Source organism: Paeniglutamicibacter kerguelensis (assembly GCF_017876535.1).
Classification (GTDB): domain Bacteria; phylum Actinomycetota; class Actinomycetes; order Actinomycetales; family Micrococcaceae; genus Paeniglutamicibacter; species Paeniglutamicibacter kerguelensis.
In genome coordinates this window covers 739,327-751,070 of the sequence record NZ_JAGIOF010000001.1, presented here as the reverse complement: position 1 = coordinate 751,070, position 11,744 = coordinate 739,327, and the positions used below count along the sequence as shown (strand labels likewise).

The window sequence follows — 11,744 nt, the reverse complement described above, 5'->3', positions numbered from 1 at the left end:
CGTGGCTGTCCCGTGACAGTTAAGTACAAGCGGAATTTCGGGTTTCCCGCGTCAAATTGCCCCGAATGGTCGCATCGCCAATCCGACACAGCATAAGGCGACCTATTTGCCGATCCCCGACCGCGACACCTGATCGATAAATTTCCGACAGTTAAATATGTGAATCGCAACGGTAAATGGCGTGGTTTTCACAGTGCTTAATGGCCGATCATCGGGGCCTGCCGTGCGGTATCGACAGTCTCGAGCGCGAGAACGGTGAGGTCGGTGACCGTTTGGAAACGTTCGATCTGGGCGAGCAACCGGTCGACGAAACGGAAGTTCCCACCGGTGATCCGAACGAAGCTCGCGACGACCCATTGAAGATGCTCGAGAGGGGGGGTACCCTGCCCGCATGGTTCCGCCTAACATGAAAGAAGACTGCAGGGGCACGGCGGAACGCATCCAGTGAGGAATGCGGGGCCGCTGAAGCGGAGCTTGGGAAAGCAAGAAGATGGTTCGGCGGCGGAAGGGCAGACGGGACGATCAGAGCCAGAGCGTCCGGATTCGGCAAAAGCATCCCCCCGTTTACGTACGCAGCGAATTTCCCACAGCATGGACGCCGTCATTTTGGGCATGGCACCTCCCGCCCGAACCGGCAACCGTCTGCCGCCAGCACGCTGACGCCTCCGTTGCGAGGCGACAACGATTCAGTGAGGGATTGATGGCAGTGGCGCTGCTATCGGGGGGCACCAGATAGCAACTGAGATGAATCCCGAGGTCCCTGATGAGTGCCAGAAGGCAGAAAGCGGAATCGGCTACGGAACCCACGGCGCCCCACACGGCGGAGACACCCGCGGCTCCGGCCGGGAACGGCTCTCCAGCAACGCCGGCCACGGGTGCGACGGCTCAGGTGCAGGTGCAGGGCCGGTTGGCGGAGGTGCTGGCCGGCGTGCTGGGCATTGACCATGTCCCGGTGGACAGCGACTTTTTCCAGGACCTGGGTGCGGACTCGCTGGTGATGGCGCAGTTCTGCGCCCGGGTGCGCAAGCAGCCGGACCTGCCGGCGGTGTCCATCAAGGACATCTACCAGCACCCGTCGATCGCGGCCCTGGCCGCGGCCCTGGCGCCGGCGGAACCGGCGATGTCGCCCGTGCAGGGCCGGTTGGCCGAGGTGCTGGCCGGCGTGCTGGGCATTGACCATGTCCCGGTGGACAGCGACTTTTTCCAGGACCTGGGTGCGGACTCGCTGGTGATGGCGCAGTTCTGCGCCCGGGTGCGCAAGCAGCCGGACCTGCCGGCGGTGTCCATCAAGGACATCTACCAGCACCCGACGATCGCGGCCCTGGCGCCGGCGGAACCGGCGATGTCGCCCGTGCAGGGCCGGTTGGCGGAGGTGCTGGCCGGCGTGCTGGGCATTGACCATGTCCCGGTGGACAGCGACTTTTTCCAGGACCTGGGCGCGGACTCGCTGGTGATGGCGCAGTTCTGCGCCCGGGTGCGCAAGCAGCCGGACCTGCCCAAGGTGTCCATGAAGGACATCTACGGAAGCCCGACGATCGCGGCCCTGGCCGCGGCCCTGCAAGACCCCTTGCAGCAAGACCAGCCGCAGGTGCTCCCACCAGTCCTGGCGTCAATGCCGGAGACGCCGCGGCCCATGGACGCACGGACGTGGGAGTACGTCACCTGTGGCGCCCTGCAGGTGCTCGTCTACCTCGGCTACTGCATCCTCGCCGGCGCGCTCGCGGTCGTGGGGTATTACTGGCTGTTCCCCGAGGCGAAACCGGGGAACCACTACTGGCTGGCCCACGGGACGAGCTTCTGGGCGATCTACCTGCGGTCGATCGTCTACGCCGTGGTGGTGTTCGTGCTCATGTGCATCCTGCCGGTGGCCGCGAAGTGGATCTTTGTCGGGCGCTTCCGGCCCCGGGAGATCCGCATCTGGAGCCTGGCCTACTTCCGGTTCTGGCTGGTCAAGGCCCTGATGCGAACCTCGCCCCTCTCGATGATGCCCGGTTCCCCGCTGACGACCTTCTACCTTCGCGCCATGGGCGCCAAGGTGGGCCGCAACGTGACGATCCTGACCAACCGGCTGCCGATCTGCACCGACCTGCTCACGATCGGGGAGGGGACGGTGATCCGCAAGGACGTGGTCGCCAACGGCTACCGCGCCCACGGCGGCGTCATCCAGTTGGGTGGGGTCACGCTGGGCCGGGACGTGACCGTCGGCGAGGGCAGCGTCCTGGACATCGACACGGCGATGGGAGACGGCTCGCAACTGGGCCACCGGTCCACTCTGTACACCGGCCAAGCCGTGCCCGCTGGTGAGCGGTGGCACGGTTCGCCGGGCAGGCGCACGGATGTGGACTTCAGCACGGTCGAGGCCACGCCCTACCGGCCGTGGCGGCGGGGATGGTTCGCCGTGTCCCAGCTCCTGGGCACGGTGGGGCTGGGCCGCACCATGGTGGGACTGGTGGTCACGCTTTTCGTCCTGGCGTATCCACCCGTGGCGGCGCTTCTGGAGGCGCACCCGTACGCGTTCGCGGACTGGACGTTCTACGCCGACGCTGTCGCACTCGCTGGCCTGGGTGTCTTCGGTGCAACGGTCCTGGCGATGGTCGTCGCAACGACCGTGCCGCGGCTGCTCCAGCTCGCGGTGAAGCCCGACACGGTGTATCCGCTGTTCGGGCTGCGGGACGCTGCGGCGCGGGCGGTGGCGAGGTTGACCAACAGTCCCATGCTTGGGCAGGTGTTCGGTGACAGCTCGTACGTCGTGAACTACGTGCGGGCCATCGGGTACCACCAGCCGCAGGTCCAGCAGACCGGCTCGAATCTCGGCTTGGCGTTCAAGCACGACACCCCGTTCCTGTCGACGATAGGCACCGGCACGATGATCGCCGACGGGCTGTCGTTCATGAATGCCGACTACTCGGCGACGTCGTTCAAGGTCAGCCGGGCGGCGATCGGCGCGCACAACTTCCTTGGCAACCGCGTTTCCTTCCCGGCCGGGGCCAGGACCGGGGACAACTGCCTGCTCGCGACCATGGTGGAGGTCCCCATCGACGGACCGGTGCGCCACGACGTGGGCCTGCTCGGCTCGCCGGCGTTCGAGATCCCCCGTTCGGTCCTGCGGGACGCGCTTCCCGAGGAGCATGCGGGCCGTGCCCGCTTTCGCCGGGACCTCTCGGCCAAGAACCGGCACAACCTGCGCACCATCGCGCTCTTGATGCTGGCGCGGTGGTTCAACGCCTCGCTGGCCCTGCTGGCGATGTTCGCCGCCCTCGAGCTGTCCGACCAATTCGGTTTCCTCATCCTCAGCGCGTCGTTTGCCGTGGCGCTCTTGGTCGGCTTGCTGGTCGGCATCGGCATCGAGCACGTCGTGACGGGGTTCCGGAGGCTTCAGCCCCAGCTCTGCTCCATCTACAACCCATATTTCTGGTGGCACGAGCGGTACTGGAAGCTGCATATCCAGGGCCGATACATCGCCATCCTCGACGGGACGCCGTTCAAGCCGCTGGTTTGGCGTCTGATGGGCGTGCAGATGGGCTCCCGGGTCTTTGACGACGGCTGTTCGTTCCCCGAGCGGAGCCTGGTGACGATCGGCTCCCGCTGCACCCTGAACGCCGGCAGCACGGTTCAATCCCACTCCCAGGAGGACGGGATGTTCAAGTCCGACCACAACGTCATGGGGGACGACGTCACGCTCGGCGTCGGCGCCCTTGTCCACTACGGCGTGACCATAGAAGACGGTGCCGTCGTCGCCGCCGACTCCTTCGTGATGAAGGGGACGACCCTCTCCCGGGGATCCGTGTGGGGTGGCAACCCGGCCGACGAGGCCCGTGCCGCCGCCACGTCCCCCGTCGCCTTGGAAAGGACCGTATCAGGTGTGGGATCCAAGTACGCCTGAAATCTGCCACGCTCGATGGTGGGGAATGCATGGTTCTAGATTCGGGGGTCTGAGAGGTCTGAGAGGTCTGAGGAGGATCGGTACGGGTTTTCACGATTATGGGTTGTTCGTGAATGCGCGAAGGGTCCGACGCCAGTGCCCAGGCCACGCACGCCGATCGAACGCGTGAGAACGAGAAGGCCGAATGTAGCAGGCCGGTGCGGCCAGGCAGCAGGGATTCTGGTCGAAGCTGCTGTTACGCCGGGTCAGGGGCGCCGCCAGTGGCTCGCCGTCCGATGCTTGTTTTGTCGAGATGGCCGTAGATCGTGGAGCGCGGGACCTGAAACAGATCGGCGATGCGCTGGACGGTGTGGTTCCCTGCGTCGTAGAGCTGTTGGGCATGGCGGGCCCGGGCGAAGGTGAGTTTCGGGCGTCGTCCTCCGGTTCGTCCCCGGGCGCGGGCGGCCGCAAGTCCATCGCGGGTGTTGGCGATGATTAGTTCGCGTTGAAATTCGGATCCCACACCACGTTCCCGGAGGTCTGCGTCGAGAGTGACGAGGTGCAGTACCGACCGGCCGAGCCTGTCGAGGCGGGTGTTGACGAGCTGGTCGCCGTCCCGGTTGGCGGAGGCGAGGGCCTTGTCGGCCCGGCGATGCTTTGGTTGATGTGTTCCCAGCCCAAGGGTGAGAGGTTGTGGGTCACAACGGTAAATGGCGTGTTTTCACGGTGCTTAATGGCCGATCAGCAGGGCCTGCCGCGCGGTGTCGACAATCTCGGGCGTGAGCCCGGTGAGGCCGTTGACCGTTTGCACGCGGTCGATCTGGGTCAGTAACCGGTCCACGAGACGGAAGTTGCCACCGATGATCCTGACGATGGTCGCGATGGCTGTCGCATGGTCCACGCCGTCATCCAATGCCTCGCGTTCCGGGTCGAAGCGCCTGGTCAGGACGGCGGTGAGTTCCTCGGGGGTGAGCTGGCGGTATTCGTGGGCGAAGCCGATGCGGCTGTAGAGCTGCGGGTAGCGGGCCAGGCGTTTCTCGATCCTTGGCATCCCGATGAGGATGACGCCCATGTTGTGCCGGTCGAAATAGTCGCGAACCTGTTCAAGGCCCACGGTCTTCAGGCGGTCGGCCTCGTCGATGATGAGCAGTTCGGTGCGCCCGCTGGAGCGTGACACGCGGTGCACGTAGGGGTCCACGACTCCGTGTTCGGCGTAGTCGAGGGCGTAGGAAATCTGTTGGCAGGCGCGCGGCAGCCCGCGGTCGATTTCCCTGACGGTCGCCGAGACGGTGGGGGTGAAGAATGCGGTGCGGGCCTCGATCACGCGTTCGGGTACGGGGCCGAGGTCCTCGGGGAAATGGGATTGCCATTGTTCCCAGTCGTCGGAGCCGGCGTAGTGCCGGGCAGAGAGCGTTTTGCCGACACCGGGCGGTCCCCAGCAGAGGCCGATGTAGCGGTGGGTGCGGACGGCGTCCGCGAACTCGGTGAATCGGCGGTGCTCGCGCGTGGTTTGGAAGGGCGGCCGCTTGGGTGGCGGTGGCGCACCGCTATTGACCTCGCCGAACTCGCCGGGGATGCACGGCTGGCCGCCCCTGCCAAGGGACCCAAGCAAAGGTCCATCTGGCACTGTCCGCCATGGACCAGCCGGCACCAAGGCCAACGACCTGTGTGCGGAGCTCGGCATCTCCCGGCAAACCCTCCAGCGACATCTCTCTCCTCGGGACGAGCTGCGACCGGACGGGAAGAACCTCCTTGACGGGAAGTCGTTGTTCCTCGCGATCGGCGGGCAAGTCCACCCCTGTTATCATCGAGGTGCAACTTGGGCCCCGAGAATCGCCGGTCTTCTTACGGGCATAGAGAAGGCCTGTGCAGAATGGCACTGAAATCTACGCAGGCGAATACGCGGCTCAAGCTCCGCCAAGGGACGGCGGCCGGTACTCAAGGTTGCCGGGTTCCGTGTCCTGCGCTGATGTTGCGTTCGATCCGCCGGTCGGGGACCAGCCAGAGGATTGCACCGGCGACGAAGAACGCGACGCCGATGTAGGCCCAGGTCTTGTTCTGCTCGCCTCCCAGAAGTGCACTGCCTACACCGGCCAGATAGAGCAGCATGGAGATCTTGCCCTTGCGGTCCTTGCCGACTGCTTGCTTGAGCGACGAGTCGGGGCCTTGGTCGCGAATGATCGTGGCCTGCACGATGATGTATGCGATCGCCGCGGCTAGGAGGTTGATGCCGTAGGTTACGACGGGGATCCGCGCGAGTCCGCTCTCGTCCATCCAGGCGGTGGTGAACGGCAGGAGGGAAAGCCAGAACAACAGGTGGAGGTTGGCCCAGAGGACTCCACCGGTGACGTGCTCGGTGGCCTGGAACATGTGGTGGTGGTTGTTCCAGTAGATGCCGATATATACGAAGCTCAGCAGGTAGGTCAGCAGGCCGGAGCCGGCAGTCGAGATGAGTGCGCCGAGGTCGTGTCCCTCGGGGATCTGCAGTTCGAGGACCATGATCGTGATGATGATGGCCAAGACGCCGTCGCTGAACGCTTCCAAGCGGCTGGTAGGCATGCGTGCTCCCTTTCCGTCCCGTATTGCTTGTTTTGATTGGTGGTGCTGCACACGTTACTTCCGTGCCGGTTGGTGTATAGCATGATTGCACTTGCACCGAACTTCAACGGCCGGGCTGCGCCTGGACACTGGAGGAACGCTAAGGAGCACCCGATGGAAAAGAAGACCCAACCGGAACCCGTCCGCGACCAGAAGCAGGATCGCCTGCTGACACCGCAGAACTGCGTGCTGGCGCTGATCGACTTCCAGCCCGAGCAATACGGGACGGTCACCTCCACGACCAGGGAGCGCATCGACCTCAACGTGGGCGCCCTCTGCCGGATCGCGATGAAATACGACATCCCGGTGGTCCTCTCAACCGTCGGCGTGGACCTTGGGGTCAACCAGGGCACGGCCCAGGAGATCAGGGATCAGCTGCCCGGCGTCCAGGAAATCGACCGCACCGGCGTGAACGCCTGGGAGGATGCCGACTTCAGGTCGGCAATCGAAACGACCGGACGACGCAAGGTGGTCATCGCGGGGCTGTGGACCGAGGTCTGCCTGGCATTCCCCACACTGGACATGCTGGCTGAGGGATACGAGGTGTTTCCCGTCGCCGATGCCGTCGGCGGAATCTCCCAGACATCCCACGACCGTGCCTTCGACCGGATGATCGCAGCCGGCGCCCAGCCGGTGACGGCGATTTCCTTCGGCGGGGAGATCATGCGCAACTGGGCGCGCGGTGACTCCGATAACCTGCGGGAAGTCATGAACTGGTATTTTCCGCGCAAACACGAACTCGACCAAGCGGGCAAGTGATATCCCGCTGCCGGCAGTGACCTCCACCGTTGCCACTACCCCCACTCCCGGGATGCCGGTAGTGGGGGCGTCTTAGCCGTCATGGCATGAACGCCAACAATGGCACATACGACAACCTGGCGGGAAGTTGCATGGGTCCGCTTGGAAGCGAGCGTTGTCGCGTCTCAACCTGGCCGTCGATTTCTCGATGAATCAGTCAGCAGACAGATTTCGATGTCGGATCTCAGCCAACTCGACGGCTTGATTGCTGGCCAAGCGGAGCGCCAGATGCCGACGAAGAGCCGGTTTCCCACATTCCACTACAACCGCGGATCCAGCGGCTCGGATTCCAAAGCAAGGACTCCGAATACCATCTGGTGGACCTTCCACAGCGGCGCTCCCGCAGACGTCAGCCGCAGGGCCTGAAGTCCCAGGATGTACTCGTGCAGGGCACGGTTGCGCTTCCTGTCCGTGGCACGCTGGCGCAGGCGTTCGAGGTTCGATTCCTCCAGGTAGTCTGGCCCATAGATCAACCGCAGGTACTCCCTGCCGCGGACCTTGATGCCCGGCTGCACCCAGCCGCGCTTCGACCGGGTGAGGTTCTCCCAGGGCTTGACCACCATGCCTTCCGACCCGGCTGCTGTCAGCTCCTCCCACCAGCGCACCGCGGTCTCCACGTCCGCGTCCAGACTCAGGTCCACTCGCAGGTTCCGGGTGCTGGCGAACAGCTCGGGCCCCGCCGCGGCGAGCCGGTCGCTGATCCCCAGGTGCCACCCGTGGTCCCGGGTCTCAAAGCTTTGTCCCTCGGCGGCGAGCACCTGGAAGGCCGCAAATCGCATGTCGTCGGCCGAGCCGACATATCGCCGGTAGGATTCCCGGAAGGCCCGCGCGTTCGTCTGGCGGGTCCGGGTGCGCGAAAGCACCTCCTCGACGTCGATGCCGTTGCCCGCCGCCCTTTCGAGCACCGCCACGGAAGCATCCGTCGCGGCAATGGCGGAAGCGGCCACCGAGGCATAGGTGTCCTTGATCAGCGACTCGGCCTTCAGCGACCACGGCATCAGCTCGCCATCGAGCATCAACCAGTCGCTGCCCAACTCGTCCCACAGTCCGGCACGTTCCACGGCCTCGTGGGCCTGTTTCAGCACCAGTCCCTCGTGCTCGGCTTCGAGGAACTGGCGACTGGTACGGGTGTGCAGCGCACCCAGCCAACCGTCGGGCGCATCGAATTGAATGGGATCGCGGGACAGCAGCATGACCGCGCGCGAACCCATGTGCTTCTCCTCGCAGACCAGCTGCGTGACACCCTGGCGCCTGAAGTACTCGAACGCCTCCTGCGGGTGTTCCAGGTAGCCGGGTCGCGACGAGGATTCGGCCGGGGACATGGTTGGCGGAAGGTAGCGCAACCACCGCGGGTCGATGGCAAACCGGCTCATCGTTTCCAGCGCGCCCGCGGCCTGGGCCTCGTTGATCTTCACGGTGCCCAGACCCTCGGCCTTCAAGAACTGCACACCGGAGACGTCCCCCATGGACAGCACCCTTGGTTCGCGTTCCGGGCCGCGCGGCGACTCCAGCGGCCTTCCCGGCTCGCAGTACTGCGCCAACGCCTGGACCTGGACGACCTCGCGTTCGGGATAGCGCATGGCACTGAGCGCTCCCCCGAACACGCAGCCGGTATCAAGGCAGGCGGTGTTGTTGATCCACGCCACCTCGGTGACCGGCGTGTGGCCGTAGAGCACCGCCGCATACCCGCGGTACTCGTTGGCCCACGGGTAGCGCACCGGCATGCCGTACTCGTCGACCTCGCCGGTCACCTGCCCATAGAGGGCAAAGGCCCGCACCCGTCTGGAGGCACGGCCGTGGTACTTCTCGATCAGCCCGGCATGGGCGATCACCAGCTTGCCCTCGTCCAGGACCAGGTGGGAAACCAGCGAGTCGCAGAAGTCCGCGACCTTGCGGCCAAAGCCCTCCTCTTGGCCGGTCAGCTGTTCCAGCGTCTTGTCCAGCCCGTGGGCCAGCGTGATCTTGCGCCCGCGCAGCGCTCGCACCAGCTTTTCCTCGTGGTTGCCGGGCACGGCCAGGGCGTGGCCGTTGCCGACCATTCCCATGGCTAGCCGCAGCACACCCGGCGAGTCGGGTCCGCGGTCGACCAGGTCGCCCACGAAGACGACCCGTCTCCCCTCGGGGTGTTCGGCGTCCACGGCACGGCCGGAAGCGTCACGCGTCACTTCATATCCCAGGGACCCGAGCAGCATCAGCAACTCATCCAGGCAGCCGTGGATGTCCCCGATCACGTCGAACGGCCCGTGCTGGTCGCGGAAGTCGTTGAGCAGCTTGTGGCGGTGAATCACCGCATGCTCAATCTCATCCTGCGTGGAAAGCACGTGCACCCGGGCAAAGCCCTCCCGGCGCATTGAGCGCAGCGACTTCTTCAGCTGCCGGTGTTGGCGGTCGATCACCGCCGGCGCTACGGCTCCCCCGCCACGCACCGCGTTGCGGTCCAGGCAGACCCTGACAGGGAGATCCAGGACGATGGCCGAAACCAGCGAGTCCTGTGCCCTGGCCACCTCCACCAGTTTCTCCCGGGCGGATTGCTGGACGTTCGTGGCATCCACGACGGTTAGCAGGCCTGCCTCAAGGCGCTTGGCGGCAACGAAGTTCAGCGCCTCGAAGGCCGCAGGGGTCACCGACTGATCGCTCGGGTCGTTGCCGACCAGCCCGCGGAACATGTCGCTGGAGAGCACCTCGAACCCACCGAAGTGCTTCGCCGCGAAGCTTGACTTGCCCGACCCGGAAACGCCGACCAGCAACACCAGGCCGGCCTCGGGAATCCTTATTTCGTTCATGCTCCGACCTTTCGGAAGATCGCCATCTGGGTGGCCGGACCGGCGCTCGCTGATTCTTCGCCCACCGGGCGGTACTCCACACCGTAGCCATGTCGCGCGGCCACCGCATCCGCCCACCCAGCGAACTCGGCCCGGGTCCATTCGAAGCGGTGGTCTTCATGCCGCATGGTTCCGGCGGCCAGCGCGGGGTACAGCCGGTTGAACTCGGAATTCGGGGTCGTCACGATCACGCTGCGTGGTGCCGCCCCGGCGAAGATGGAGTCTTCCAACGCCGGCAGCCGGCTCGGCTCGATGTGTTCGACGACCTCCATCAGCACCACGGCGTCGAAGCCCGCGATCCGCTCGTCGCGGTAGACTGCCGAGCTGTGCAGCAGCTTGATCCGGTCCTTGTCCGCGTCGGCGAGCTCGTCCAGGTTCAGCATTTTGGCGGCCTGTTCCAGCGAGTGGGCGGACACATCTGTGCCGAGGATCCTGGTGAAGAAGCTGTCCTTCTGCAGCCGGCGCAGCAGGGCGCCGGGTCCCGAACCCACGTCGACGACATGGTGCGCGCCGCAGTCCTTAAGTGCGGCGATGACCGCCTCCGCGCGTTGCACCCGCAGCGGTGGCGCCGTACTCCCCCGGGCTTCGGCAGGCTCAGCAGGATCCACTGTGGGGACTGGCGCTGCCGCGGCGATCCTGGCCTCGGCAGCTTCCACCAGGTCCTTTTGGTGTGCAAGGTACCGGTGTGAGATCAGGGCGCGCTCCGGGTGATCCGGCAGCCAGCCCTCACCGTGACGCACCAGCTTCTCGGCCTCGTCGTCGTTGACCCAGTAATGCTTGCTGTCATCGAGCACCGGCAGCAAAACATAGAGCTGGCGCAGGGCCAGATTCAAGGGCACCGTGCCGGTGAGCACCAGGCTGCTGTAGCGGGAATCCTCCCACAACGGATAGGCATCATCCAGTGCGATGGGCGTCTGCTCGATTGCCCATCCCAGCGGGGCGAACAGTCGCCGCACCAGGTCCTTGCCGTCGTTGCCGCGGGTGGAAATCACCGGCACCTCGAGGCGGAGCGGCAACGGTGTTCCGACGAGTTCCGGGTGGGCTTCGCTGGTTTCGGTCATGGCGCTTCGTAGCACCTTGCCCATGGCCACGGCCAGCAGGCTGGACGCCGTGAACGGCCGGTCATTGATGTAGTAGTCCAATGCCCCGTTGTCGCCTCGGAATCGCTTGTTGCGGACCAGGCCAACGGCGTCCACCTCCAGCAAGAGCGCCGCAGTGGTGCGTTCCGGCGAGTACTCCGGATAGAACACATGGGCATTGCCGACCGAAAGCTCGAAGGTTTGCAGGCGTCCGGGATGTTTTCGCAGAAGGTGGGAGAGCGCGGTGGCGTCGAGTTGGGAGTCATTCTCCGGCTCGAGAGTGATGGTGATCAGCAACGTCTCCCCTTCCACAGCTTGCGACAATCGTTCGCTTACTAGGCCATTTAGACAAACCCTACTCTAGAGATCGCGCTACTACGTGAGATGAATCGATTTGCCGCCGCAAGGTTCAAGTTCCATTACTTGCTTTGATCAGACCGCGCCGAGCGACTTCTTTTTCGATTGCACACCGGGCAGAGTCTGAGCGAAAATCTCGTCGAACAGGACACGTTGCAACGTTTGCCTGCAACGTTGCACACTCCGTCTGGGCTTATAGGCTTAGGGATATCCGCCTTTCGGCTGGCT

Annotated in this window: 8 protein-coding genes and 1 pseudogene; 3 read left to right on the top strand and 6 right to left on the bottom strand. The window is 64.9% G+C overall.

The features are described from left to right. Positions 1 to 200: 200 nt before the first annotated feature. Both JOF47_RS03315 and JOF47_RS03310 read left to right on the top strand, forming a co-directional pair. On the top strand, positions 201 to 410 hold the full coding sequence (locus tag JOF47_RS03315; protein ID WP_209995941.1) for a hypothetical protein: 210 nt from the start codon (positions 201 to 203) through the stop codon (positions 408 to 410). Between the two features lie 353 nt (positions 411 to 763). Continuing rightward, positions 764 to 3,883, top strand: coding sequence for a Pls/PosA family non-ribosomal peptide synthetase (locus JOF47_RS03310; RefSeq protein ID WP_209995940.1), 3,120 nt, complete (start codon positions 764 to 766; stop codon positions 3,881 to 3,883). A gap of 235 nt (positions 3,884 to 4,118) precedes the next feature. Here JOF47_RS03310 and JOF47_RS22275 read toward each other — a convergent pair whose 3' ends face one another. The 4 genes and pseudogenes from JOF47_RS22275 to JOF47_RS03295 form a co-directional block, all read right to left on the bottom strand. Next, positions 4,119 to 4,385: a helix-turn-helix domain-containing protein gene (locus JOF47_RS22275; RefSeq protein ID WP_342592699.1), complete on the bottom strand. Its 267-nt coding sequence runs from the start codon at positions 4,383 to 4,385 to the stop codon at positions 4,119 to 4,121. Positions 4,386 to 4,394: 9 nt separating this feature from the next. Continuing rightward, positions 4,395 to 4,538, bottom strand: a pseudogene (locus JOF47_RS22270) (recombinase family protein); the annotation flags it as partial. Between the two features lie 54 nt (positions 4,539 to 4,592). Beyond that, positions 4,593 to 5,489 carry an AAA family ATPase gene (locus JOF47_RS03300; protein WP_342592698.1) on the bottom strand — a complete coding sequence of 299 codons (897 nt, stop codon included), beginning with the start codon at positions 5,487 to 5,489 and terminating at the stop codon, positions 4,593 to 4,595. A 311-nt stretch (positions 5,490 to 5,800) separates the two neighbouring features. Continuing rightward, positions 5,801 to 6,421 carry a TMEM175 family protein gene (locus tag JOF47_RS03295; RefSeq protein ID WP_209995937.1) on the bottom strand — a complete coding sequence of 207 codons (621 nt, stop codon included), beginning with the start codon at positions 6,419 to 6,421 and terminating at the stop codon, positions 5,801 to 5,803. Between the two features lie 153 nt (positions 6,422 to 6,574). Between JOF47_RS03295 and JOF47_RS03290 the strand changes: the two genes are divergently transcribed. Continuing rightward, the gene (locus JOF47_RS03290) at positions 6,575 to 7,219 is read left to right on the top strand and encodes an isochorismatase family protein (RefSeq protein ID WP_209995935.1); all 645 of its coding nucleotides are present in this window, start codon (positions 6,575 to 6,577) and stop codon (positions 7,217 to 7,219) included. A 299-nt stretch (positions 7,220 to 7,518) separates the two neighbouring features. Here JOF47_RS03290 and JOF47_RS03285 read toward each other — a convergent pair whose 3' ends face one another. Beyond that, positions 7,519 to 10,041, bottom strand: a complete 2,523-nt coding sequence (locus JOF47_RS03285) for a polynucleotide kinase-phosphatase (protein WP_209995934.1) — start codon at positions 10,039 to 10,041, stop codon at positions 7,519 to 7,521. Next, positions 10,038 to 11,456: a 3' terminal RNA ribose 2'-O-methyltransferase Hen1 gene (locus tag JOF47_RS03280; RefSeq protein ID WP_209995933.1), complete on the bottom strand. Its 1,419-nt coding sequence runs from the start codon at positions 11,454 to 11,456 to the stop codon at positions 10,038 to 10,040. Before JOF47_RS03280 ends, JOF47_RS03285 begins: the two co-directional genes overlap by 4 nt. Positions 11,457 to 11,744 lie beyond the last annotated feature (288 nt).

Coding starts and splice junctions, on each gene's coding strand:
- JOF47_RS03295 (WP_209995937.1), bottom strand. CDS start 6,421: ATGCCTACCAGCCGCTTGGAAGCGTTCAGCGACGGCGTCTTGGCCATC.
- JOF47_RS03315 (WP_209995941.1), top strand. CDS start 201: ATGGCCGATCATCGGGGCCTGCCGTGCGGTATCGACAGTCTCGAGCGC.
- JOF47_RS03310 (WP_209995940.1), top strand. CDS start 764: ATGAGTGCCAGAAGGCAGAAAGCGGAATCGGCTACGGAACCCACGGCG.
- JOF47_RS03285 (WP_209995934.1), bottom strand. CDS start 10,041: ATGAACGAAATAAGGATTCCCGAGGCCGGCCTGGTGTTGCTGGTCGGC.
- JOF47_RS03290 (WP_209995935.1), top strand. CDS start 6,575: ATGGAAAAGAAGACCCAACCGGAACCCGTCCGCGACCAGAAGCAGGAT.